At 33.5% G+C, this 23902-nt stretch carries 23 protein-coding genes; 13 read left to right on the forward strand and 10 right to left on the reverse strand.

Annotated features, from left to right (window positions below):
- The first annotated feature begins 34 nt into the window (after nucleotides 1-34).
- Nucleotides 35-700 carry a peptidoglycan-binding protein LysM gene (locus BZARG_RS13180; protein ID WP_008639222.1) on the forward strand — a complete coding sequence of 222 codons (666 nt, stop codon included), beginning with the start codon at nucleotides 35-37 and terminating at the stop codon, nucleotides 698-700.
- A 5-nt stretch (nucleotides 701-705) separates the two neighbouring features.
- Here the strand turns inward: BZARG_RS13180 and BZARG_RS13185 are convergent, their stop codons facing one another.
- From BZARG_RS13185 to dnaA, 3 genes are all read right to left on the reverse strand, one after another.
- The gene (locus BZARG_RS13185) at nucleotides 706-1422 is read right to left on the reverse strand and encodes an SAM-dependent methyltransferase (RefSeq protein ID WP_008639262.1); all 717 of its coding nucleotides are present in this window, start codon (nucleotides 1420-1422) and stop codon (nucleotides 706-708) included.
- A gap of 182 nt (nucleotides 1423-1604) precedes the next feature.
- Nucleotides 1605-2045 (reverse strand): low molecular weight protein-tyrosine-phosphatase, encoded by a 441-nt coding sequence (locus BZARG_RS13190; protein ID WP_008639275.1) that lies wholly within the window; start codon nucleotides 2043-2045, stop codon nucleotides 1605-1607.
- Between the two features lie 51 nt (nucleotides 2046-2096).
- The gene (gene dnaA, locus BZARG_RS13195) at nucleotides 2097-3524 is read right to left on the reverse strand and encodes a chromosomal replication initiator protein DnaA (protein ID WP_008639266.1); all 1428 of its coding nucleotides are present in this window, start codon (nucleotides 3522-3524) and stop codon (nucleotides 2097-2099) included.
- Nucleotides 3525-3706: 182 nt separating this feature from the next.
- Between dnaA and BZARG_RS13200 the strand changes: the two genes are divergently transcribed.
- Nucleotides 3707-4123, forward strand: a complete 417-nt coding sequence (locus BZARG_RS13200) for an acyl-CoA thioesterase (protein ID WP_008639213.1) — start codon at nucleotides 3707-3709, stop codon at nucleotides 4121-4123.
- Here the strand turns inward: BZARG_RS13200 and BZARG_RS13205 are convergent.
- Entirely contained in the window at nucleotides 4107-4724 is a 618-nt protein-coding gene (locus tag BZARG_RS13205) for an IMPACT family protein (protein WP_008639267.1), read from the reverse strand. The two genes, BZARG_RS13200 and BZARG_RS13205, sit on opposite strands and share 17 nt — an antisense overlap.
- Nucleotides 4725-4810: 86 nt before the next feature.
- Nucleotides 4811-7684 (reverse strand): fibronectin type III domain-containing protein, encoded by a 2874-nt coding sequence (locus BZARG_RS15355; protein WP_008639212.1) that lies wholly within the window; start codon nucleotides 7682-7684, stop codon nucleotides 4811-4813.
- A 189-nt stretch (nucleotides 7685-7873) separates the two neighbouring features.
- Between BZARG_RS15355 and BZARG_RS13215 the strand changes: the two genes are divergently transcribed.
- A complete protein-coding gene (locus BZARG_RS13215) occupies nucleotides 7874-8791 on the forward strand; it encodes a hypothetical protein (RefSeq protein WP_008639288.1) in 918 nt (305 codons plus the stop codon).
- Here BZARG_RS13215 and BZARG_RS13220 read toward each other — a convergent pair.
- From BZARG_RS13220 to ribD, 3 genes are read right to left on the reverse strand one after another with little or no spacing between them, the layout of a single operon-like run.
- Complete coding sequence (locus BZARG_RS13220) at nucleotides 8753-9616, reverse strand: EamA family transporter (protein ID WP_008639282.1); 864 nt, start codon at nucleotides 9614-9616, stop codon at nucleotides 8753-8755. The two genes, BZARG_RS13215 and BZARG_RS13220, sit on opposite strands and share 39 nt — an antisense overlap.
- Nucleotides 9613-10224: an HAD family hydrolase gene (locus BZARG_RS13225; RefSeq protein ID WP_008639215.1), complete on the reverse strand. Its 612-nt coding sequence runs from the start codon at nucleotides 10222-10224 to the stop codon at nucleotides 9613-9615. The genes BZARG_RS13220 and BZARG_RS13225 overlap by 4 nt, the downstream gene beginning before the upstream one ends.
- 24 nt (nucleotides 10225-10248) lie before the next feature.
- Nucleotides 10249-11262: a bifunctional diaminohydroxyphosphoribosylaminopyrimidine deaminase/5-amino-6-(5-phosphoribosylamino)uracil reductase RibD gene (gene ribD / locus BZARG_RS13230; RefSeq protein WP_008639243.1), complete on the reverse strand. Its 1014-nt coding sequence runs from the start codon at nucleotides 11260-11262 to the stop codon at nucleotides 10249-10251.
- Between the two features lie 35 nt (nucleotides 11263-11297).
- Between ribD and BZARG_RS13235 the strand changes: the two genes are divergently transcribed.
- From BZARG_RS13235 to ligA, 3 genes are read left to right on the forward strand one after another with little or no spacing between them, the layout of a single operon-like run.
- Nucleotides 11298-11789 (forward strand): GNAT family N-acetyltransferase, encoded by a 492-nt coding sequence (locus BZARG_RS13235; RefSeq protein ID WP_008639217.1) that lies wholly within the window; start codon nucleotides 11298-11300, stop codon nucleotides 11787-11789.
- Between the two features lie 28 nt (nucleotides 11790-11817).
- Entirely contained in the window at nucleotides 11818-12684 is an 867-nt protein-coding gene (gene prmC, locus BZARG_RS13240) for a peptide chain release factor N(5)-glutamine methyltransferase (protein WP_008639229.1), read from the forward strand.
- A gap of 4 nt (nucleotides 12685-12688) precedes the next feature.
- The gene (gene ligA / locus BZARG_RS13245) at nucleotides 12689-14683 is read left to right on the forward strand and encodes an NAD-dependent DNA ligase LigA (RefSeq protein ID WP_008639209.1); all 1995 of its coding nucleotides are present in this window, start codon (nucleotides 12689-12691) and stop codon (nucleotides 14681-14683) included.
- A 970-nt stretch (nucleotides 14684-15653) separates the two neighbouring features.
- On the opposite strand, the gene BZARG_RS13255 is transcribed toward ligA, so the two are convergent.
- Together BZARG_RS13255 and BZARG_RS13260 are read right to left on the reverse strand one after the other, a co-directional pair.
- Nucleotides 15654-16571, reverse strand: a complete 918-nt coding sequence (locus tag BZARG_RS13255) for a bifunctional metallophosphatase/5'-nucleotidase (RefSeq protein WP_008639221.1) — start codon at nucleotides 16569-16571, stop codon at nucleotides 15654-15656.
- Between the two features lie 4 nt (nucleotides 16572-16575).
- Nucleotides 16576-17337, reverse strand: a complete 762-nt coding sequence (locus BZARG_RS13260; protein WP_008639248.1) for a 5'-nucleotidase C-terminal domain-containing protein — start codon at nucleotides 17335-17337, stop codon at nucleotides 16576-16578.
- Nucleotides 17338-17409: 72 nt separating this feature from the next.
- On the opposite strand from BZARG_RS13260, the gene BZARG_RS13265 reads away from it, so the two are divergent.
- From BZARG_RS13265 to recN, 7 genes are all read left to right on the forward strand, one after another.
- Nucleotides 17410-17940, forward strand: a complete 531-nt coding sequence (locus tag BZARG_RS13265) for a DUF6913 domain-containing protein (protein ID WP_008639244.1) — start codon at nucleotides 17410-17412, stop codon at nucleotides 17938-17940.
- Nucleotides 17930-18811 carry a 4-hydroxy-tetrahydrodipicolinate synthase gene (gene dapA, locus BZARG_RS13270; RefSeq protein WP_008639214.1) on the forward strand — a complete coding sequence of 294 codons (882 nt, stop codon included), beginning with the start codon at nucleotides 17930-17932 and terminating at the stop codon, nucleotides 18809-18811. Before BZARG_RS13265 ends, dapA begins: the two co-directional genes overlap by 11 nt.
- Before the next feature lie 113 nt (nucleotides 18812-18924).
- The gene (locus BZARG_RS13275; protein ID WP_008639295.1) at nucleotides 18925-19737 is read left to right on the forward strand and encodes an outer membrane protein assembly factor BamD; all 813 of its coding nucleotides are present in this window, start codon (nucleotides 18925-18927) and stop codon (nucleotides 19735-19737) included.
- Between the two features lie 14 nt (nucleotides 19738-19751).
- Complete coding sequence (locus BZARG_RS13280) at nucleotides 19752-20081, forward strand: DNA-directed RNA polymerase subunit omega (RefSeq protein ID WP_008639258.1); 330 nt, start codon at nucleotides 19752-19754, stop codon at nucleotides 20079-20081.
- Nucleotides 20082-20088: 7 nt separating this feature from the next.
- Entirely contained in the window at nucleotides 20089-21300 is a 1212-nt protein-coding gene (gene coaBC / locus BZARG_RS13285; RefSeq protein WP_008639220.1) for a bifunctional phosphopantothenoylcysteine decarboxylase/phosphopantothenate--cysteine ligase CoaBC, read from the forward strand.
- Nucleotides 21293-22180: a type IX secretion system protein PorD gene (gene porD, locus BZARG_RS13290; protein WP_008639279.1), complete on the forward strand. Its 888-nt coding sequence runs from the start codon at nucleotides 21293-21295 to the stop codon at nucleotides 22178-22180. The genes coaBC and porD overlap by 8 nt, the downstream gene beginning before the upstream one ends.
- Before the next feature lie 60 nt (nucleotides 22181-22240).
- Complete coding sequence (gene recN, locus BZARG_RS13295) at nucleotides 22241-23893, forward strand: DNA repair protein RecN (RefSeq protein ID WP_008639264.1); 1653 nt, start codon at nucleotides 22241-22243, stop codon at nucleotides 23891-23893.
- Nucleotides 23894-23902 lie beyond the last annotated feature (9 nt).

Below are 23902 nucleotides of genomic sequence, written 5' to 3' on the forward strand. Positions count from 1 at the left end.
TCATTAAGAAAATGTGATTAAAGAATTCAAATTTATGAGAAAAAGTATTTTAAAATACCTAGTACTAGTAATTACAATTTGTGTCTTATTTTTAAGTTCGTTTACAGCGAATAAGACCATAACAGAAAATGATTATGTTTTTGAGGATATCGCTTTAAGCGCGATTGAGCCAACTGAAATCTCTTCTGACAACATTTTGCCTTTAGAAAAAACGTACAGACCATTTTCACCAACTTTGGGGAAATCTTTTGTAGGGTTTAAAGAAGCATTAGCTTTTAAAGAATCTAGAGGAGATTATTTTATAGTTAATACGTTTGGGTATTTAGGAAAATATCAATTTGGGAAAGAAACATTGAAGTTAATTGGAATTTATAATCCAGTTCATTTCTTAAAAACTCCAGAATTACAGGAAAAAGCTTTTGTGGCGAATGCCGAGCGTAATAAGTGGATTTTAAGAAAAGACATTAAGCGTTTTGAAGGTAAAACAATTAATGGTGTGCGCATTACCGAATCAGGAATTTTAGCTGCAGCTCATCTTGCAGGTCCTGGTAATGTTAAAAAATACTTAAGAAGTTACGGACAACAAGGTTTTACCGATGCATACGGTACATCTATCCAGTATTATATTAAAAAGTTTTCAGGATATGATACGTCTAAAGTTCAGCCTAACAGAAAAGCTAAAGTCAAGCTAACCGCTTAAAGCCTTTAATCTTTATGGATTATAAATAGTGCAGGTCTTTTATGAAGATCTTCACTATTTTTTTTCCAATCCTTTGCAGATTTTGTTTTTATAAATTCAGTTGGTAGTGTTATATCGCAGGCAACGCAAACTTGGGTGTCTGCATGAAGTACTTTGCAAAGGTCTTCCAACATGGCATTGTTTCTATAAGGTGTTTCAATAAATAATTGCGATTGATTATGTTGAAACGATAAGCGCTCCAAACGTAGTATTTCTGCTTTACGTTCTTGTTTGTCAATAGGTAAATAGCCGTTAAAAGCAAAACTCTGACCATTCATTCCAGAGCTCATCACTGCCATAATAATAGATGAAGGTCCAACCAATGGAACGACTTTAATATTTTTCTGATGAGCAATTTTAACAACATCCGCACCTGGATCTGCAATAGCTGGACAACCTGCTTCCGATAATAATCCAACGTTTTGTCCTTCAATACATGGGTTTAAAAAATCAGGCAATTCGGTGAAATCCGTATACTTATTAATTAAAAAGAAATGCAACGAATCTTGTTGTTTTTCTGGCGCTATCTGCCTGATAAATCGTCGAGCCGTTTTCTCATTCTCAACGATAAAAATATCAAGGGCTTCAACTGTGTTTTTTACAGTTATTGGTAAAACATCTAGTGGGTTTGTTTCGCCAAGGGTAGTCGGAATTAAAAATAATTTTCCAGGTTTAGTCGTCATCAGTTTTTAATCGTTTGGTTTTGTTCAGAGTCAATGATTTTAAAGGGCCCATTTTAACAATAAATAAGCCATTTAAAGCATGAATACTATTAATACTTTCTTTGATTTAATTTTAGAATGGAATTAAAATCACGTAAAAAAAGATTTTTTTATACATAGAAAGTATAATCGCTAAACAACAATTAGTATTGTAGTTTTTTAGCAAGTACTTCACAAGCTTCATCTAACATTTTAAAAGTATCATCAAAGCCTTGAATACCCCCTGTGTACGGATCGGGAACATTGTGATTTTGATTTGGATAAATTTCATTTAAAATGTAGTGTACTTTAGCAATGTCTTTAGCATTTCTGGCTAGTTTCACTACATTCTCAAAGTTTGAGCTATCCATAACATATATATAATCGAAAGCATCAAAATCTGAAACATCAAATTGTCTACCGCGTTGACTTGTAATGTCTATGCCATGTTTTTTTGCAATTTCAATGGAACGTGGGTCAGGTGCATCATCAACATGGTAATCGCCAGTTCCTGCAGAATCGACTATGAAATCTGATTCTGGAAGCTTGGATTTTAAAATGCCTTCTGCCAATGGTGAGCGACAAATATTGCCTAAACAAACCATGAGTACTTTAGTAATGTTTGGATCCCTAGACATGGACTATAATTTGAAGGATTAAACTGACAATTTTTTTGTTAAATCGTCAACATATTTTTTAAACTGCTTATCGGTAGATGATAAATTATTAACCGTTTTACAAGCATGAAGAACCGTAGCGTGATCGCGTTTACCAATTTGTGAACCGATACTAGCCAAAGAAGCTTTGGTGTATTTTTTAGCAAAAAACATAGCCAGTTGACGTGCTTGAACAATATGGCGTTTTCTAGTTTTAGACTGTAAAGTGTCCACATCCATTTGGAAATAATCGGATACGATTTTCTGAATATAATCTATAGAAACTTCGCGTTTTGTGTTTTTTACAAACTTTTCAACAACTTGTTTTGCTAAATCTATCGTGATTTCTTTTTTATTGAAAGACGATTGAGCAATTAATGAAATAATAGCACCTTCTAATTCGCGAATATTTGATTTTATATGTTTGGCAACATACTCGATAATATCTTCTGGCATTTCCACACCATCACGATATAATTTATCTTTTAGTATTAAAACACGTGTTTCAAAATCTGGAGTTTGCAATTCTGCTGAAAGTCCCCATTTAAAACGAGATAATAATCGTTGTTCAATATCTTGCATGTCTACAGGCGCTTTGTCACTCGTTAAAATAACTTGCTTTCCGTTTTGATGTAAGTGATTGAAAATATGGAAAAACACATCTTGTGTACCTGATTTTCCAGATAAAAATTGAACGTCATCAATAATCAGAATATCTATAATTTGATAGAAATGGATAAAGTCAATTCGGTTGTTTTTCTTAACAGCATCAATATATTGCTGCGTAAACTTTTCGGCAGAAATATACAAAACCGTTTTTTCAGGATATTTATCTTTAATGTCAACGCCAATAGCGTGCGCTAAATGCGTTTTACCTAGACCAACACCACCAAAAATTAAAAGCGGGTTAAAAGAGGTTCCACCGGGCTTTGCAGCCACGGCTAATCCGGCACTACGAGCTAAACGGTTTGAATCACCTTCTAGGAAGTTTTCAAAACTATAATTTGGGTTTAATTGCGATTCAATTTTTACATTCCTAATACCTGGAATAATAAAAGGATTTCGTAATTCTGGATTCTTGTTGTTTAAAGAAAGGTCTACATCTTGAGACTTAACAGCTGATCGGTTAGCACTTGGAATACGTTCCGTAAACGGTTGTTTATTACCGTAAGTGTTTTCCATTTTAATAATGTAAACCAATTTAACATTTTCCCCAAGTTGCTTTGTTAAAGCTACTTTTAAAATCTTAACATAGTGCTCCTCTAGCCACTCATAGAAAAATTTGCTAGGTACCTGAATACTTAACGCATTGTCCGTGAATTTTACCGCGACTATAGGTTCAAACCATGTTTTATATGCTTGCGGTTGTATATTATCCTTGATGAATTCAAGACAATTTTCCCAAACCGATTGCGCAGTTACACTCATTATAAAAATTTAAAGTTTATTCGTTAGTAGTTGATGTGAGAAATGAAATTCTCTAGCTGATCTTAAGCTTGGCAAATATGTGAACAAATATCTTAAAAAAAAAATGTATCCCTATTGATTATTAAGATATTTTTTCGCATGTTTAATGCATTGCCTAAACTACAAAAAATTAATCAAATAATATGAATTTTTCAGATCAAATACCAATAAGAGTTAGATATGGTGAAACGGATCAAATGGGTGTCGTTCATCATGGGAATTATGCGTTATATCTAGAAATGGGGCGTACTGAGTGGATGCGCAAAATTGGAATTTCTTATAACGAAATGGAAAAAAATGGTGTTATGTTGCCGGTTATTTCCATGAGCTTAAATTATAAGAAGCCAGCCCATTATGATGACGTGATTCAGGTTAAAACGCGGCTTAAAAAAACGCCTTCTGTGCGGATAGAATTTGATTATGAAATTACTAATTCTGAAGGCCATATTTTAGCCACAGCTCATACCGTTTTGGTATTTGTTGATATGAGTTCAAAACGGCCTGTTAAGTGTCCAGATTATGTCATGGAGCTACTAGAGTCTTTTAATCGAGCTCTTTAATTGCGACTTCGTAGATGGCTTCAAATTTTTCGCGAATTTGTTCACTATTTTTTAAGCGAACTGAAATAATGATTTGACAATCCAACTCCAAAGTTTGATCTTTAATTTTTAAATTATTCTCTTTAATAACACGCATAACTTTATTCATGTTTTTGTAATCAAAACGAATAAGAAATTGTTTATTAATAGTTCGCTTAACAATTTTTGAAGCCTCAAGCGCCATTTGTGCACCTGTTTTATAAGCGTTAATTAATCCGCCAACTCCTAATTTTACACCGCCAAAGTATCTTACAACTACTATTAAGACATTAGTAACATCAAAAGATTGTATTTGCCCGTAAATGGGCATGCCTGCGCTATTATTAGGTTCGCCATCATCATTAGCTCGAAAGTAAATTTTAGCTTCTTCCTTACCTGTTTGGTAGGCATAACACCAATGTCTAGCGGAGTGGTGCTGTTTTTTTAAAGCTTCAATATGATCTTTTACGTCGTCTTCGTCTTTAATGGGATACGCATATCCAAAAAACTTACTGTTTTTATCTTTAAATAAGACTTCTTCAGAAGGTTTTGTAAGTGTTTTATAAGTGTCTTTTATAATCATTCAAGGTGTGAAAACATCAATGATATAAAAAAACGCCCATTCATTAAAATTATGATGGACGTTTTTTGCTAAAGTTGTGTTTAGAATTAATTTATAATTACTTTTTTAATTATTTTATAATTGGAATTTGGTACTGATAGCTTAATAATATAAACGCCAGATTGTAATTTCTTAATCAGTATTTTATTGTTGTTTACTTTAGTTATTAAAACTAATTTACCGGAAAGTGCATAGAATTCTGCTAAATGAAATATAGTATGAGATTTAATGTTAATGACTTCGTGCGCAGGATTTGGATATAGAACAACTTGTTCGGAATTATTGACTACATCTTCTATGTTTAAACTTTCACTATTAATCTCATAAATTATATGTAAAACAGGATGATTCCCTTTGTCTACAGAATCTGCTCTTCTTCTTTCATCTGTAAAACCTAGATAATCGGGGGTGGCTTCTATTTTAACAACTATAGAATTGTCTATAGCCCATAAACTTTTAGATAGTATTGTTTGTATAGAAGATGTTAAATCTGGCGTGCGTTCTGCTTCTCCGCTGGCGTTGTTTGTCCACGGTTCTGGAGACCATAAAACCGCATTTAAATACGTTCTAGAGGTTACTCCGTAATTCGCGGTTGTTAGTTTTTCTGGTTTGGCATTGTCTTCAATAGAAATTAATAAATCTAATGGTAAGCTGTCTGTTGCGTCTGCAGTAAATTGAATGTATGCGCTTGTAATTATTGCGCCAGATGGTATTGCAACATTAGAAAACTCAATACCAATAGTTTGATCTCCTTTAACGTATGCGCCATCATATACAAACTCTAAATCTGAACTTGTTGCGTTTACGGATCCGTCTATTTGCTGTTCTACATCTTGAGAAGCATTTAAAGCAATGGTTGATGTAAAGTCGCCTACTAAAATTGTGATTGCTTTAGAATTGGTTGCGCCTTGATCATCTGTTGAAGTTGCTTTCAATGAGTTAATTCCGTCAGGAAGTGTTGTTGATATTGTATAGGGTTGAGATGTATAAAGTCCAATGGAAGTCTCGTTTACAAAGAATTCGACACTAGTAATAGTACCATCAGCATCTGACGCGTTAGCTGTAAAAGTAACATCATTTCCGTCTGCTATATAGTCGTTATGAACGTGCGAGGTTATTTCAATAATGGGAAATTCGTTTGGAGATTCCGTATATTCTAGATGTAAAATAGGTCCATTTCCTTGTTCTATAGAACTTGCTCTCCTATTTTCGTTTGTTAGTCCAAGATAATCTGGTGTAGCTTCAATTTTTATAACTACAGAATTTCCATTTGCCCAAGATGCATTTCCCACTATGGTTTGAATGGAATGTGTTAAATCTGAAGTGCGTTCTGCAGTTCCGCTTGCACCTGTGGTCCAGGGTTCAGGGGACCATAATATGGGACTTAAGTATGTTCTTGATGTTACGGAATTATTCGAGTTTGTTAAAGGTTCTGCATTCGCGGTGTCTTCTACAGAAACTAATAAATCTATAGGGTCACTATCAGTTGCGTCTGAAGTAAATTGAATGTAAGCCTTGGAGATTGTTGCGCCTTTAGGAATACTAACATTAGCGAATTCCATACCAATAGTTTGGTTTGAGCCGCCATCGAAAACAAATTCTAAATCGGAACTTGATATATCAACAGTACCATCAGTTTGCTCTTCTACGTCTTGATTTGCAGCTATATTTGCAATATGTGTCGTAATATTATTAGTTATTACTATGGTATCTCCGTTTGAAGGGTTCCAAACTTGCGTTCCTGTGGGTAAAGCACCCGGTATTTCATGGTTTGAGTTTTCTCCAACAGAAGCGGCGTTATCCACCATGATTGTTTTGATGGTTATTTCAGTTGTAGATACCGTTATCCATTTAAATTGATTAAAAGATCCAGAATTTCTAGTCCAGCTTTTATCATCATTATTAGATCTTAACGGTGCTCCCCAGCAACCTTCGCCAACATAAACTGTCCCGTTGTCGTTGTCTATTTCAAAACCCTCATCACAATTTGTGCTTCCATTACAAGGTTTAATCGGGTAAGTAGATTTAACATTGTGAGAGTCAGATTCGTAAACTAAATCCACACCGTAATCGTAAAACAATTGTGCCCAATTATTATATTCATCATTGCCTTCAGATTTTGAACCAGCATGAGGCCTCATGGGTTTATGATATTGAGCTGATTTCCAAATAGAGTTTTCAGTACTCAACTTTTCTTCTAACCAAATGGCTTGATTGCCTCCAGCAGTCATTTCGGAGTTTAATGTAAATATGGTGTAGAGGTTATTCCCAAAAGTAATATCGTAATAAATATCTGTTGAAGGTGTATTAAATAAGTGATATATACTTTCGTTTGAATCTTCATGATTACCTCTAGTTGGAACAATAGGGATCATTCTTCCATCCGCTGATGTTGTTAATTGCCAATGATTAAACCATTCAATCCATTCGCTACCACTATCTCTATTGGTCATATCGCCACCAAAAAAAACAGCTGTTGGTTTTAATTTTGAAACTAATAAATTAGCATTTTGTCTTGGCACGATGTTATTTCTAGAATCTCCTCCAGCAATGAAAGACATGGCTTCATTAGTGCTTGGCGCTGTTTTAAACCAGAAACGATTACTTGTTCCTTCAGAATCTTTTATCACAAAATAATAAGCAGTATTTGGTGTTAGCTCCGTTAATTTTACAAAGTTATTATTCATACTCTTATAGGTTCTAACTCTTTCTACGGCTTTATTGTAAGCATAGTTATTAAAGTTAATACCGTAATCTATTGTGTCGTAATATACAATTGGGTTTATGCCCGACGTTTGATCCCATCCTATGGTAATTGTAGTTGCTGGATCGTCAGTTATTACTAACCGATAGCGATCATTATTTGCTTGTGTTTTTATTGATACTATTAATAATAGAACCAATAATGTAATTTTTTTCATGATATTTTATTTAAGGTTTCAAGGCTAAATTAGTCTAGGCTATTGTATAAAACAGTATGAAATTTTAGTGATAACTTTAATTTAAAACTGTTGCTAAATGATGGTTTTACATTAAGAATTATTTAATGTTGAGGTAATATGTTGACCAACTAGTTTAGGGTATTTTTGAAGTCTGAATACAGATTTAAAATGAGTAAAAAAAACATTATATTTTTATTAAAAATCAGTTGCTTTTTTATCTTTATTGGTAGAGCTTATCAGCATTTGTTTTGGGACGCGCCTTTTAGGTCTTTACTTTGGGATCAGAAATTATTGAGTCCAATCGTTGAAGGTGTTTTTAATATTAGTTGGAGAGATTACGTAACCGATTTAGATGGAGATAATCTTATTCAAAATGTGATAAAATTGAATGGCTTGTTTTATTTTATATGCGCTTTAATAAGTTTGTTTATTGAAGAGAGTTCTAAAAAAGTATATAAAATAATGCTGTTTATTGGAGGATTACTGTTATTGCTTCTTTCTTTGTTGCTTACTAAAAGTGAATTTTATCATATTTCCATGTTTTTTGAGCATACCATTCAGTTTGGTTCACCATTTATTCTATTGTATTTGTTTAAGGTAAAGCACGATTTAAATAAGTTAATAATACCTTTAAAAGTTATTATAGCCGTAGCTTTTATAAGTCATGGTGTCTATGCTATAGGAACTATTTACCCGCTACCAGCTAATTTTGTGACTATGTCACTAAATATTTTGCCAGTAACTGAAAACCTAGCAAAGGAACTCTTATTTACCGCTGGAATTTTAGATTTTATTGTCGCTATTTTAATATTTGTTCCAAAAACATCAAGAATTGCATTAGTTTATGCCGCCTTTTGGGGTGTAATTACAGCATTAGCAAGAGTTATTAGTGGATTAACTTATGAAGTTTCTTTCTTGACTTTACATCAGTATTTGTTTGAAACAATTTACAGAACTGCTCACGGGATAATACCATTTGCGTGTTTCATGATTTTAATTTATCTGAATAAAGAAAAGGCTTTATTGCAAGCAAAATCGTTTCTTAATTTAAAAAACAGTAATAATATAAATACTAATTACAGCTAAACTGATACCTATCCAATTTTTTGTAGAAAGCTTTTCCTTAAATATAAAGAAACCTAAAAGCGAGGTTAATAGAATTATGGTCACATTATTTATCGTAAATATGGTAGAGCTTTCTAAAGTTTCATGATTTAAAGCTTTTAAAATATAATACATAGAAGCATAGTTGGCAATACCCAAAAAGAAGCCGCCCAATAAACTTTTAGGATTAAAAATGAATTTACCCTTTATTTTTTGATAGATGAGCATGCTCATTCCAATCATAGCTGAAAAGCAAAAAATAGTTGCCGAAAAAACAGGAATACCATTGTCTGGTAAATAGGTTGTTTCTATATATTTAATAGACGTATCAATAACTCCTGTTCCCAAAAAAATAATAATAGGATAAATAAAATACTGCTTATTTTTAATACGTGTCCCCGATTTCATAGTTGAAAGATAAACGGCAAACAAAGCAGTAATAATGCCAATAATTTTAAATAAACCAGCACTTTCATTATAAACATAAATGCCAAAAACGACTGGAATAATAACACTCATTTTGGTAGCTACACTGGCAACGGATAAACCCACGCGCTGCGAAGTAATGGCCATAACATTAAAAACAATAATAAATAGGAAGCCTAGAATAATAGCGCCATAAAACCATTTAGTAGCAATAATAGCCTGGATGTTAATGGTTTCTTCATAAGTAACAATACCAATGGTGAAAGCTGTTATATAATTAACAACAATAGCTTGCAGGGTGTTTACCTGGTGCTTGTCGAATAATTTAAAGAGCACAAAAATTATCGTAGACGCTAATATGCTTAATAGTAAATAAATCAAAAGAGTTCTTTTTTAACGTTAAATAGATTGACAATATCGTCTTTTTCCGGATTAATATGCCAAGTGTGAATCCCCAATTGAGATGCAGCTATTATGTTTTCTTCAGTATCATCAATAAATAAGCAAGCTTTTGGATCTAAATTGTTTTCGTCTAAAACAAACTGGTAAATGGAATGATTGGGTTTTCGTAATTGAATTTCATGCGATAAGTAGAATGCATTAAATTGAGCTTTAAATTCTTCATAAAATGGTACTTCTTCTTGTACCCATTTAATATGAGCGGCATTGGTATTGCTTAATAAAATGAGTTGATATTTTTTTTCTGAAGCCAATTGTTTTAAAAACTCTAAACGATGTATTGGGAAGTCCCTTAAAAGAAAGTTCCAAGAATCTAAAATTTCGTTTTCACTTAAATCGGGTAATTGCTTTTTGTAAAAAGCTATAAATTCTTTTGAAGAGACATGGCCTTGCTCATATGCTTGATTGCAAGAGATTATTTCTGGAGAGAGTTCTGATGTTTTAAATAAATTTAAGGCGTTTTGCATGGCGCCAATTTTATCTAAATTGATGAATACATCGCCAAAATCGAAAATAAGTGTTTTTATCATAATGGTGTTATGTTCGTCTATACCCTAATGTGCGGATTTATTTCTATAAATATGAAGCATATCATCCATAATTGCCGTTTCTGAATTTAATTCACCAGAAAAAGAAGGTGCTTTTGTGCCCTCTAAAAAAGTTGATTTCCCAGTAAAAACGCGTGCTTCATCCCAAATATCTTCATTAATAAACGTTTGTAAGGTTTGCAAACCGCCTTCAATTATAACAGATTGAATGTTTTTTCTATGTAAAAAACCGCCGATTTGATGAGCGAGTGGTTTATTGAAGTTTATCTCATTTTTAGTTAAGTGAATCGTTTCTGCTTCTCCGTTAAAAATATGTAACGCGTTTGATAATTTCTGCTGTCTATCTAAAACAATGCGAATTGGATTTCTACCAGTCCAATCTCGAACCGTTAAACTCGGATTATCTGTTGTAACCGTATTGGTGCCTACTAAAATAGCGTGTTCTTCAGTACGCCACTTATGAACTAGTTGGCGTGAAAATTCATTAGTAATCCAAACCGGTTTTTGTGCATCGCGAGTTTTTGGTGCTATAAAACCATCTGCCGTTTCAGCCCATTTTAATATAATATAAGGGCGTTTTTTATTATGAAATGTAAAAAAACGCTTATGATGTTCTTGACATTCATCTTCTAAAACGCCAACCGTAACCTTGCAACCAGCTTCTATGAGATTCTTAATGCCATTTCCCGCTACTTTACTATGTGTGTCCACGGTTCCGATTACTACTTGAGGAATGCCATGTTCTATAATTAAATTGCTACAAGGCGGTGTTTTTCCAAAGTGACTACATGGTTCCAAGGTAACATATAAAGTCGCTTCTTTTAAAAGTGCTTTATCTGCAACCGATTGAATAGCATTTACTTCGGCATGTGAACCGCCAAACGGACTCGTAAAGCCTTCGCCAATTATAAGGTTGTTGTAAACAATTACCGAGCCTACCATAGGGTTTGGCGCCGTAGTTCCTAATCCATTATTGGCTATTTCAATGCAGCGATTTATATATTTTTCATGTATCTTCATCCCAGAATTTCAGGATATAAAAATAAGACAATTAAGTGAGTCCAAATAATATTGTTATTAGAGAAATTACCAAAGCCGATAACGCGCAAATAGCAGCTGTTGTTCGCGCTGTTTTTGAGGAATTGGAAGCACCCAAAGTGGGAACAGCTTATGAAGACGCTTCATTAGACGTGATGACGGAAACTTATAATCATCCTAAAATGGCTTATTTTGTTTTACTTGCCGATGACAAGGTTATAGGTGGTTGTGGTATAGGGCGGTTGGAAGGTGCAGATGATTCGGTTTGTGAATTGCAAAAAATGTATTTCTTACCTGAAGCTAGAGGTAGAGGACTGGGTGTTAAAATGATAGAAAAATGCTTAAATAAAGCCAGAGAATTTGGTTTTAAGTCTTGTTATTTGGAAACTTTGCCCTTTATGGTTGGTGCACAAAAATTATATACCAAAGTCGGTTTTGAGCATTTGCAAAAATCCATGGGAAGCACGGGGCATTATTCCTGCAATGTTTGGATGTTAAAACAGTTATAATTCGAATAAATCGACAAACAATTACACTTTGATTTTAAAAGATATACAAAATATATTTCATCAAGAATTGGACGCCTTGTATGGCGCGGATGAGGTACGCAGTTTTTTTAATATGCTGATTGATTTTTATTTGGATTTAAATAGAATTACATTGGTTTTAGATCCGAAATATGTCATCACCAAACAAGATGAACAGCCTTTGTTTGAAGCGTTAAGCCGTTTGAAATTAGAGGAACCTATTCAATATATAATTGGTGAAACGGAGTTTTACGGATTACCATTTAAAGTAAATAAGCACACGTTAATTCCAAGGCCAGAAACGGAGGGATTAGTGGAATGGATTTTAGAAACGCTTTCTGATAAAAAAGATCAGCCCTTAAAAATATTAGACATCGGTACAGGAACTGGTTGCATTGCTATTAGTTTAGCTAAAAACTTGCCAAATGCCCAAGTTTATGCGCTGGATATAAGTCCAGATGCTATAAAAGTAGCGAAGGGAAATGCGGAATTAAATGCCGTTTCCATAACAGGTATTGTGGATAGTATTTTAAATGTAACACACGAACTGCTTACTTCTGGGAATGATTTCTTTGATGTTATAGTATCAAATCCGCCTTATGTCCGCGATCTTGAAAAAGTAGAAATTAAAAATAATGTTTTAAATCATGAGCCACATTTAGCCTTGTTTGTAAAAGACGAAAATCCACTACAATTTTATAAAGCTATTTCCGATTTCTCAATTAAGAAATTGAAGGAAAATGGGCTGTTGTTTTTTGAAATTAATCAATATCTTGGCGCCGAAACGGAAGCTTTATTGCAAACCTATCCGTTTAGAAATATTATTCTTAAAAATGATATGTTTAAGAATCCGCGCATGTTAAAAGGAATGAAATAAATTTATGACGATACACGAACAAATAGAAGCTTTACGAGACGAATTAAGTCAGCATAATCAAATGTATTACGTACAAGATAATCCGACTATTAGTGATTATGAATTTGATGTAAAACTTAAGCAACTTCAAGAGCTCGAAGCAAAACATCCGGAGTTTTTTGATGCTAGTTCGCCAACGCATCGTGTAGGTGGTGAAATAACCAAGAATTTTGAAACGGTAGTTCATGAGCACCGTATGTACTCATTAGATAACTCTTACTCCAAAGAGGATTTATTGGATTGGGAAACGCGCATTAAAAAAATGGTCGATGGCGATATTAGCTATACCTGTGAATTAAAATATGATGGCGCCTCTATTAGTCTGACTTACGAAAAAGGCAAATTAGTAAAAGCGATTACGCGTGGCGACGGTTTGCAGGGCGATAATGTTACGGCGAATATTAAAACTATCAAATCCGTACCCTTAAAGTTAAAAGGGGAATACCCTGAGAAATTCGATATTCGTGGTGAAATCGTTTTACCTTTTGAAGGTTTTATTAAAATGAATGAGGAGCGGATTGAAATAGGGGAAGAGCCATATAGAAATCCACGAAATACAGCATCTGGAAGTTTAAAATTACAGGATAGTGCCGAAGTAGCAAAACGCCCTTTGGAATGCTTATTATATAATATTACCGGAAGTAATCTTAATATCGACACCCAATTTGAAAGCCTTGAAAAGGCTCGTACTTGGGGGTTTAAAGTGCCACCTATTGCGAAGAAAGTAAATTCTATAGATGCTGTTTTAGCTTTTATTGAGCATTGGGATTTGCATCGTCATGAATTACCCTATGAAACGGATGGCGTTGTAATTAAGGTTAACGATTTGCAGCAACAAGAAGAGTTAGGTTATACAGCTAAAGCGCCACGTTGGGCTATGGCTTATAAGTTTAAAGCGGAGCAAGTTTCCACACGACTGAATGAAATTACATATCAAGTAGGCAGAACTGGTGCTATTACGCCGGTTGCTAATTTAGATCCAGTGGAATTGGCGGGAACTACAGTAAAACGTGCGTCCTTGCATAACGCTGACCAAATTGAACGATTAGATATTCGGGAAGGCGATATTGTTTTTGTTGAAAAAGGAGGGGAAATTATCCCTAAAATTATCGCAGTCGATTTAAATGAACGACCAGTAAACTCCCAGCCTACACAATATATTACGCATTGCCCGGAATGTCAGACGGAATTAGTCAGGCAAGAAGGCGAGGTGCAGCATTATTGTCCTAATTATAATGGTTGTAACCCGCAAATTATTGGGAGGATTCAGCATTTTATTAGTCGTAAGGCAATGGATATTGATGGTTTGGGTGGAGAAACTGTTGCCCTATTAGTAAATGCAGGATTGATTTCTAATTATTCTGATTTGTATGAATTAACTATTGATGATGTATTGCCACTAGAACGCATGGCACAGAAAAGTGCTGAAAATTTAATAAATGGTATTGAAGCTAGCAAAATCGTTCCTTTTGAACGTGTTTTATTTGGTTTAGGTATTCGATATGTTGGTGAAACGGTCGCCAAGAAATTAGTTAAGCACTATAAAAATATTGATGCGGTAATGAATGCTTCAATTATAGAGTTAGTTACGGTAGATGAAATAGGTGTAAGAATAGCTGAAAGTGTAACTGATTTTTTCAATGTGGAAGCGAACACAGAAATGATTAACCGATTACGATTATTTGGTGTTCAAATGGAAATATCTGCGGAAAAGTTAGCAAATCAAACTAATACGTTAGAAAGAAAAGCATTTGTCGTTTCTGGAGTCTTTCATACGGTGTCTAGAAATGAATTAAAAAAACTTATAGAAGATAACGGAGGAAAAGTAGTGTCATCTATTTCTTCTAAAACAAATTACGTTATTGCCGGAGATAATATGGGGCCTAGTAAAAAAGAAAAGGCAGATAAACTGGAAATACCGATAATTTCCGAACAAGATTTCTTGAGTATGTTGCAATGATAGTCTGGGAACCCTGTAGCTTTTAATCGATTAAGTACTTGTTTTTACTTTTAACTGCTAAATTTATATATATTAGCGTCCCCAACCACTGATTAACCTATAATGAAATTAACAAATATTATCATTTTTCTCATTATCGTTTTATGCGTAGCATTCGCGGTATTTCAGTTTAATGGACTCGAATTCTTATCTATTTCAAGTAAATCTTTAATAGTTCCATTATTTACCCTTCTATATTTTATAAACGTACGCGATAAACCAACTTTTTTCACACTTTTTTTACTCACCTTTTCCATTACAGAGTTATCGGTGTTTGCTGAATATGCAACCGACAATTATGGACAAATAAAGTTCGATTTGGTTTATATTTTAGGAAATATACTTTATATAATAGCTTACTGTTTTTTAATCGCAGAGGTTTTTAAAACTATAAATGTAAGGAAGGTCTTAAAGAAATATTTGTTACAAATTATTGTTTTGATGGCTTTAAATATTTACATCGCATACATGTTAATAGCGATTGTAAATCCAAAGTTTATGGCGAAATCGCACTATTTAATTAGTATCGAGCTCCTGTATAATGTTGTCATGTTATTACTGCTCATGGTGTCCTTAATTAGCTATTTTTATAATGACAACAAGAAAACTTTACTCGTTTTTTTGGGTTCAATCTGCATTGTTTTTTCTGAAGTAATCCAAATTGCATATTTCTACATCACGGATCATGACATGCTTAACATTTTGCAAACTTTACTTTTTGTAGTTGCTTTTGCTTTCTTCTACTTTCATTCTACTGTCAAAAACAGGAAGGTTCAACTCTTTATGTTGCATTAAACGTTCTAAATAAATAGTACCATTTTATTGGTTTTAGCGCTTGCAGCTTACTTTAATAAGAAATTACATGGCAGTTAACAGAAAGCCTAAAAAACGTATGTCTTCCTATAAATGTTAAAGATATTAAGCGTGTGGCTTAAACGGTAATAGAAACACCTTCGCTAGTTATATTTTTGTTTTTATCAAAATAGAAATCAATTTTCCCTAAATTTAGACCGAAGCAACCTACTTGGTTGACAAGCATATTATTGCCTAAACTATTTTTAACAACAGTTGGTTTTGGCAAAAATGTATGAGTATGACCACCAATAATTAAATCAATATCTTTTGTTTTAGCAGCTAACACCAAATCACTAATATGGTCTGGACTGTTTTTATAATAGTAGCCAATATGTGATAAGCAGATAATTAAATCACACTTTTCATCTTCTTTTAAAATACGAGTCATTTCCTGACTCATTTCAACAGGATCCAAATATTCAGTTTCTTTATACATTTTTTTATCAACCAAGCCTTCTAACTTAATACCCATTCCAAAAACTCCTATTTTAATACCGTTTTTATTGAAAATTTTGTAGGGTTTAACCAAGCCATCCATAACGGTGTTGGAAAAATCGTAATTAGCGGAGATAAAATCGAATTCAGCATGTGGCATTTGTGCAAATAAACCTTCTAAGCCATTATCAAAATCATGGTTTCCTATTGTGGCTGCATCGTATTTTAATTTACTCATTAGTTTAAACTCCAATTCACCACCATAATAATTAAAGTATGGCGTTCCTTGAAAAATATCGCCAGCGTCTAACAGCAAAGTATGTGGGTTTTCTTTTCGAATTGAATCAATTAATGATGCGCGTCTAGCAACACCACCTTGATTAGGGTTTCGACCATCGTCAGGTCCAAAAGGATCTATATGACTGTGAACATCGTTAGTATGTAGAATGGTTATTTTTTTATATTTTTCGCCAGAAGCAAAAGATGTTAAACCAAATCCACCTACCGTTACTAATGCTGCAGAAGCTGATGTTTGCTGAATAAATTCGCGACGTTTCATAATACTAGTTTTTTAATTTAATAAAGCGATTATCAATTACCGGTTTAATAGTGTCGGTTTGTTTAAAATAATCAATCAGTGCGTTTCTAATTTTATAATCTAAAATGTGTAAAGATTCTTCTGGTTGAAAAAACGTCATATGGTCGCCGCCACTATATAGATAATCATTTGTAGCAACGTAGTAGGTTCGTGTCGTATCAATAGCTTCACCTGAAATATCTGCTTCTTTCACATTATAATCCACATCTAAAACTAGGTGTAGTTTGGCAATTGGATGCGCGCGTTTAGCTTTGGATAAATAGTTGGTCATGTCATTAATTTGGCTGCCTTTGATACCAACCACGACAATGCTATTTTCAAACGGCATAATTTCAAAACCTGTTCTGGAAGTTACAGGTCCCTTGGATATAATAGCGCGAATTCCACCATGGTTTAATAAAACCATATCAATATTTTTTCCAGTTCGTTTAAAGAAAACGGGGTTGGACTGTTCGTAAACGGCGTCGGCAAATAAATTGCCAATAGCCGTATTAAATTCGCCATCACTTTTAGAGTAGGTGGCAACCGCATAGCTTAACACACTATCTAAATCCTTGTTAACATGTTCGCGGTAAGGTTTAATAAATGCTTCAATTTCTGCATCAGCTTGTAAGGTGTCGTTTATATTAATTTGTTCACCTTGAATACGTTTTAATTGCCAAGTATCTTGTTTGCAATTAAAAAACGTAAGGGCAATAATTGTTATGAATAAGTGCTGCAGTTTCATATGTATAAACAGATAAAATTAGTACGCGTTTGTGTGTTCTTTTAGTATATTTGTGCAAAGCATAAAGATATAATGATTTTAAAGGGTTTTAAAGAAAAATCTATTAAAAAGCACTTACGGTCGTTACTGAATAAATCAGAAAGAGCCTCTAAAACACAAGTCGTTGATAGTGTTGGTGTTATTGTAAATGCCGATGAGGTATCGGATTTAGAGATGTTCAATACATTAGTTTCCAAACTAAATATTACACCTAATAAATTTAAAGTTATAGCATTTACGGAAACTGAAAATTTAGAATTAGTATCGTGGCATACCTGTTTTAACCCTGAAGATATAGGTTGGAGAGGTGCGATACGAAATAGCGAGCTAGAAACGTTCTTACAGACGAATTTCGATTTGCTTATTAGCTTCTACACTACAGACACCTTGCGTTTAAAGATACTTACGGCTAAATCTGAAGCCCGTTTTAAAGCGAGTATTTTTCAAGGTGACCCACGTTTAAATGATTTGATTATTCATACGCCTTTAAATGATTTTAATGCTTTTGAAACTGAATTATTAAAATATTTACAAGTTTTTAAGATACTTAAACATGAAGCATAAATTAACGGGCGCAGGAATAGCTATAGTTACACCTTTTAAAACGGATTTATCTGTAGATCATGATGCTTTAGCGCGTATTGTTGATTTCAATATTGAAAACGGCATGGACTATATCGTCATTGCTGGAACAACTGGTGAGAGTGTAACAATAACTTCACATGAAAAGCAGGCTATTATTAATACAATAGTAGCCTCAAATAAAAAGCGTGTACCGTTAGTTCTGGGTATTGGCGGAAATAATACGGCAGCAGTTATAGCGGAAATTAATACGAGCGATTTATCAAATATCGATGCTATTTTATCTGTTTCACCTTATTATAGTAGACCAACGCAGTCTGGAATAATAGCGCATTTTCAAGCGATTTCTAAAGCTTGCCCAATTCCAATAGTATTGTATAATGTACCTGGAAGAACAGGTTCTAATATGCTGCCTGAAACCATAATAACATTAGCCAATACCTGCCAAAATATTGTAGCAGTTAAAGAGGCTGCTGGAAACATTGGGCAATATTTACGGCTATTAAGAGATAAACCAGCTGATTTTATGATTATTTCAGGAGATGATGATTTAGCTCTGCCTGTTGTTTTAGCTGGAGGTTCTGGCGTTATATCTGTTATTGGGCAAGCCTTTCCAAAAGATTTTTCAAAAATGATTCAATTAGGGTTGAAAGGGGAAAATAAAGAAGGCTTTAAGCTTCACAATAAGCTAATGGATATTACCGGTTTAATTTTTTCGGAGAACAATCCGTCCGGAATTAAGGCTGTTTTAAGCCTCATGGATTTATGTCAGCCAACTGTTAGATTGCCATTAGTAGAAGCAACTGATGTACTTAAACAAAATATCACAGAATATATTAATAATTATGCATAAGCGTTAAATAATACTTAATACTAATAGGTAGTTTGTTTTACCTTGTATTTTAGCGAAATAAATATTTTTAAAATCCATTTTATTAACCTAATTTTGCACACTGTTTTAAAACTATGAAGAAATTCCTTTACATAATTCTAACTTGCACACTTTTAAGTTCTTGTAGCGAATATCAAAAAGCATTAAAGTCAGTAGATACTGCAACCAAATATAATGTTGGTGAAAAACTTTATAATGCCGGTAAATACGCTAAAGCAAATAAGTTGTTTGAGCAAATATTACCAGCATATAGAGGTAAACCACAGGCGGAAAAGGTATCTTACTTAAATGCTAAAAGTTACTATGAAGAAAAAGACTGGTATCTAGCAAGCCATAAGTTTGAACGATTTATGGACGCTTATCCAAACAGTGAAAAATTGGAAGAAGCAGCCTTTTTAAGCGCAAAAAGTGCTTATATGTTATCGCCAGTTTTTTCTAAAGAACAACATGAAACCAAACATGCCATAGAAAAACTTCAATTGTTTATAAACTTATTTCCAGAATCAGAATTTCTTCAAGAAGCCAATGGTTTAGTAAAGGAGTTAGATTTAAAACTAGAAACAAAAGCTTTTAGTATAGCGAAGCAATTTAATACTATTGCTGGTTTTACACGAGATTTTCATGCGCCAATGAAAGCCATGGATAATTTTATTATCGATTTCCCAGGAACTGTTTATAGAGAAGAAGCTCTGTATATTAAATTTGATTCTGCTTTTCAATTAGCTGTGAATAGTGTATATCATAAAAAAGAGGAGCGTTTAAAAGACGCCAAATTATATTATAATAACTTTAAAAAATCGTCTTCTAATCCTATTTTTATAGAAAAAGCGGATAAAATGAATGAAGTTATTGATGAAGAATTAGAAAACTACAGTACAAAAAGTTAATATACTTACATATTATGGATTTAAAGAAGATTAATGCGCCAGTAAACACGACAACTTACGATAAAAATAAGATTGAAGCGCCTACAGGAAATATTTACGAAGCGATCTCAATTATATCGAGACGTGCAGAACAAATAAATTCTGAAATTAAAAAGGAACTAATCGAGAAATTAGACGAGTTTGCAACGCATAACGATAGTCTTGAAGAGATTTTCGAAAATAAAGAGCAAATTGAAGTTTCTAAATTTTACGAAAAATTACCAAAGCCACATGCTTTAGCAGTTCAAGAGTGGTTAGATGGTAAAATTTATTATAGAAATACAGAAGAGGATATTCAGGAATAACAACGATATGTCAATATTAAGCGGTAAAAAAATATTACTAGGCATAAGTGCTGGTATTGCTGCTTATAAAACGGCATCATTAGTTAGAGCATTTATAAAAGCAGGTGCAGACGTAAAAGTTGTAATGACACCTGCTTCTAAAGAATTTATTACCCCATTAACACTTTCCACACTCTCCAAACATCCAGTTCATTCAACGTTTACCAATCCCGATGACGATAATGAAACCTGGAATAATCACGTAGAATTAGGCCTTTGGGCCGACTTATTTATTATTGCACCAGCTACTGCCAATACGCTTTCTAAAATGGCGAATGGCACTTCCGATAATTTATTAATGGCCACCTATTTATCAGCTAAATGCCCTGTTTATTTTGCGCCTGCTATGGATTTGGATATGTATAAACATCCATCTACTTTAGAGTCTTTCAAAGTTTTACAAAGCTTTGGGAATATCATTATTCCAGCTACCAGTGGCGAGTTGGCTAGTGGTTTAATAGGCGAAGGACGTATGGCGGAACCTGAAGATATTCTCTCTTTTATAGAAAATGATATTTTAGAGAAGTCACCTTTACGTGGAAAAAAAGTACTCATTACAGCTGGTCCAACTTATGAAGCTCTAGATCCAGTTCGCTTTATTGGGAATCATTCCAGTGGAAAAATGGGCTTTGAAATAGCCAAAGCTGCGGCCAATTTAGGCGCAGAAGTTATATTGATTTCAGGTCCAACTCACGAAAAAATAACGCATAGTTATGTTCAAGTTATTCCGGTAACATCAGCAGAGGAGATGTATAATGCCGCACATAGGTATTTTAAAGACATGGATGTTGCTATTTTAGCTGCTGCAGTTTCCGACTATAAACCAAAATTTGCGTCCACTGAAAAAATAAAAAAGAAAGAGAAAACGTTATCTTTAGAGTTGGAGAAAACCAAAGATATTTTAGCATCATTAGGCGCCATAAAAGAGAATCAGTTTTTGGTTGGTTTTGCTTTGGAAACTAATAATGAAATTGAAAACGCAAAAGGTAAACTTAAGGCAAAGAATTTAAATCTAATTGTGTTAAATTCGTTAAAGGATAAAGGTGCCGGTTTTAAATCTAATACCAATAAAGTTACATTGATTGATAATCAAGGTACACTTACGACTTACGATTTAAAGTCTAAAGAAGATGTTGCAGTAGATATTTTGAATGTTATAATAAAACAATTACATGCATAGAGTTTTTCTGTTATTTTTAATTTTCATTTCTTTCACTAGTTATAGTCAAGAGTTGAATTGCAATGTTGTGGTAAATGCGCAATTTACGGGTAATGAAAACTTACCGATTTTTAAAACGCTTGAAAAACAATTGCAAGAGTTTGTAAATAATAAAACCTGGACCAATAAAGAATATAACTCGCAAGAACGCATAACTTGCGGAATGTTTATAAATATCACCGAATATTCTGGCGATGTTTTTAAGGCAACAATTCAAGTGCAATCTTCACGCCCCGTTTATGGTTCTTCATACTTAACACCTATATATAATGTTAATGATAAAGACTTCACCTTTCGTTATGTGGAGTTTGAAAACTTACTCTATAATGAGAATCAGTTTGAATCTAATTTAGTATCGGTTATAGCGTTTCACGTTTATATGATTTTAGGTTTAGATGCCGATAGCTTTGCTTTGGAAGGTGGTGATGCGTATTTAAAGCAGGCACAAAATATTGTTAGTTATTCACAACAGGAAAATGCAAAAGGTTGGAGGTTAGAAGATGGCTTACAAACGCGTTTTGCTTTAATTGATAATTTACTATCTCAAACCTTCAAGGAATATAGAAAAGTAATGTACGATTACCATATTTTAGGATTGGATACTATGAGTACAAATCAAAAAGGAGCTAAAGCTACTATTGCAACTGCACTTGAGCAATTTGAAATTATAAATAGAAGGCGTCCAAACACTTTTTTATTACGGTCGTTTTTTGATGCTAAAGGCGATGAAATTGAAGAGATATTCTCGAGTGGTCCCAACGTAGAAATAACAAATTTAATTTCTGCACTAAACCGTGTTGCGCCAATGTATTCCAGTAAATGGCGAAATATTAAGTTTTAAGGGAAATTTCTTAGAATTTAATTGTTATAAAATTACGATAACCTTTTAATCTAAAAAGCCTTGTTAACAGCTTTAACTATAAAAAATTACGCATTAATAGATCACCTGCAAGTTAATTTTAATCAGGGATTAACTATTATAACAGGTGAAACTGGTGCTGGAAAATCTATTCTTTTAGGTGGTTTATCTTTAATCTTGGGTAAACGAGCCGATTTAAGTGCTTTAAAAAACACCGAAGTCAAATGTGTTATTGAGGCTGTTTTTGATGTATCCAATTACAAACTTGAAAGCTTATTCAAGAAATTTGATTTCGATTATGAAGCGTTAACTATTATTAGACGCGAGATTTTACCTTCAGGGAAATCGCGGGCATTTGTAAATGATTCGCCAGTAAATTTAAACGGATTACAAGCATTAGGTGCGCAATTAATCGATATTCATTCCCAGCATGAAACTATGCAGTTAATGGATGATGCGTATCAATTTCAGGTTATAGATGCTTTGGCAAATAACCAGAAAGATTTACAAAACTATAAAGCAGCTTTGAAAACGTATAAAATCCTTCAAAAAGAGTATGATGAACTTTTAAAGTTTCAAGCAGAAGCTATTAAGGAACATGATTATAATTCGTACTTATTAAAAGAGTTGGAAGAGGCCAAATTAATTGATGGCGAATTGCAAGAGCTGGAAGAAACCTACGAAACTCTTAATAATGTTGAAGATATTAAGGAGGAATTATCAGCGGTTAACCAGTTGTTAAGTGAAGAACAAATTGGCGTAATGTCTGCTTTGTTGGTCGCTAAAAATGGCTTGCAAAAAATATCGAAATTTTCAGGAAAATATGAAGATGTTTTTAATCGGGTCGCCAGTAGTTCTATAGAAATTAATGATATTTTCACGGAAATAGAATCGCTTCAAGAAGATCTTGATTTAGACCCTGAAAAACTGACACTAGTTAGCAATAAGTTGGAATTGATAAACACCTTGCTCAAAAAGCATTTGGCTGGTGATGTGGCAGAGCTTATTTCTATTAAAAATGAATTGTCAGAGAAAGTAGCTGTCACTGAAAGGTTAGATGATACGATTTCCGATAAATTACAAGAAGTAGAAGTGTCTCAAAAAGCTATTGATGCTTTAGCACATACTATTCATACCAAACGAATGAAATCCATTCCAGGATTAACGAAGGAACTAGAAGCACTTTTACAGCAGTTAGGTATGCCTAATGCTAGATTTAATATTACGCTTAATCCTTCTGTAGCGTTTAGGAATAATGGAAAAGATGATTTGTCTTTTCTGTTTTCTGCCAATAAAGGCGGTGCGTTTAATGAACTTAAAAAAGCAGCATCGGGAGGGGAATTATCACGAATTATGCTCGCTATAAAATCTATTTTATCCAATTACGTGCAATTGCCATCCATTATGTTTGATGAAATTGATTCGGGCGTTTCTGGAGAGATTTCGAACAAAATGGGTGAAATTATGCGTGATATGAGTAAAAGTATGCAAGTTTTTACCATAACGCATATTCCCCAAATAGCCGCAAAAGGAAACACACATTATAAAGTTTATAAAGAAGATGTTGGCGAGGTAACCCAAACTAATTTAAGGTTACTAAATCACGATGAACGAATTGTAGAAATTGCTCAAATGCTTGGTGGTATAGAAATTTCTACTTCCGCTATGGCGCATGCTAAACAATTGTTGAATTAATACTATCTT

The organism is Bizionia argentinensis JUB59, from assembly GCF_000224335.1.
In the GTDB taxonomy this organism is placed as follows: Bacteria; Bacteroidota; Bacteroidia; order Flavobacteriales; family Flavobacteriaceae; genus Algorimicrobium; species Algorimicrobium argentinense.

Bases quoted from the DNA above. Each gene is read 5' to 3' on its own strand.
- BZARG_RS13180 (WP_008639222.1), top strand. From the start codon at position 35: ATGAGAAAAAGTATTTTAAAATACCTAGTACTAGTAATTACAATTTGT.
- BZARG_RS13185 (WP_008639262.1), bottom strand. From the start codon at position 1,422: ATGACGACTAAACCTGGAAAATTATTTTTAATTCCGACTACCCTTGGC.
- BZARG_RS13190 (WP_008639275.1), bottom strand. From the start codon at position 2,045: ATGGTTTGTTTAGGCAATATTTGTCGCTCACCATTGGCAGAAGGCATT.
- dnaA (WP_008639266.1), bottom strand. From the start codon at position 3,524: ATGAGTGTAACTGCGCAATCGGTTTGGGAAAATTGTCTTGAATTCATC.
- BZARG_RS13200 (WP_008639213.1), top strand. From the start codon at position 3,707: ATGAATTTTTCAGATCAAATACCAATAAGAGTTAGATATGGTGAAACG.
- BZARG_RS13205 (WP_008639267.1), bottom strand. From the start codon at position 4,724: ATGATTATAAAAGACACTTATAAAACACTTACAAAACCTTCTGAAGAA.
- BZARG_RS15355 (WP_008639212.1), bottom strand. From the start codon at position 7,684: ATGAAAAAAATTACATTATTGGTTCTATTATTAATAGTATCAATAAAA.
- BZARG_RS13215 (WP_008639288.1), top strand. From the start codon at position 7,874: ATGAGTAAAAAAAACATTATATTTTTATTAAAAATCAGTTGCTTTTTT.
- BZARG_RS13225 (WP_008639215.1), bottom strand. From the start codon at position 10,224: ATGATAAAAACACTTATTTTCGATTTTGGCGATGTATTCATCAATTTA.
- ribD (WP_008639243.1), bottom strand. From the start codon at position 11,262: ATGAAGATACATGAAAAATATATAAATCGCTGCATTGAAATAGCCAAT.
- ligA (WP_008639209.1), top strand. From the start codon at position 12,689: ATGACGATACACGAACAAATAGAAGCTTTACGAGACGAATTAAGTCAG.
- BZARG_RS13255 (WP_008639221.1), bottom strand. From the start codon at position 16,571: ATGAAACGTCGCGAATTTATTCAGCAAACATCAGCTTCTGCAGCATTA.
- BZARG_RS13260 (WP_008639248.1), bottom strand. From the start codon at position 17,337: ATGAAACTGCAGCACTTATTCATAACAATTATTGCCCTTACGTTTTTT.
- BZARG_RS13265 (WP_008639244.1), top strand. From the start codon at position 17,410: ATGATTTTAAAGGGTTTTAAAGAAAAATCTATTAAAAAGCACTTACGG.
- dapA (WP_008639214.1), top strand. From the start codon at position 17,930: ATGAAGCATAAATTAACGGGCGCAGGAATAGCTATAGTTACACCTTTT.
- BZARG_RS13275 (WP_008639295.1), top strand. From the start codon at position 18,925: ATGAAGAAATTCCTTTACATAATTCTAACTTGCACACTTTTAAGTTCT.
- BZARG_RS13280 (WP_008639258.1), top strand. From the start codon at position 19,752: ATGGATTTAAAGAAGATTAATGCGCCAGTAAACACGACAACTTACGAT.
- coaBC (WP_008639220.1), top strand. From the start codon at position 20,089: ATGTCAATATTAAGCGGTAAAAAAATATTACTAGGCATAAGTGCTGGT.
- porD (WP_008639279.1), top strand. From the start codon at position 21,293: ATGCATAGAGTTTTTCTGTTATTTTTAATTTTCATTTCTTTCACTAGT.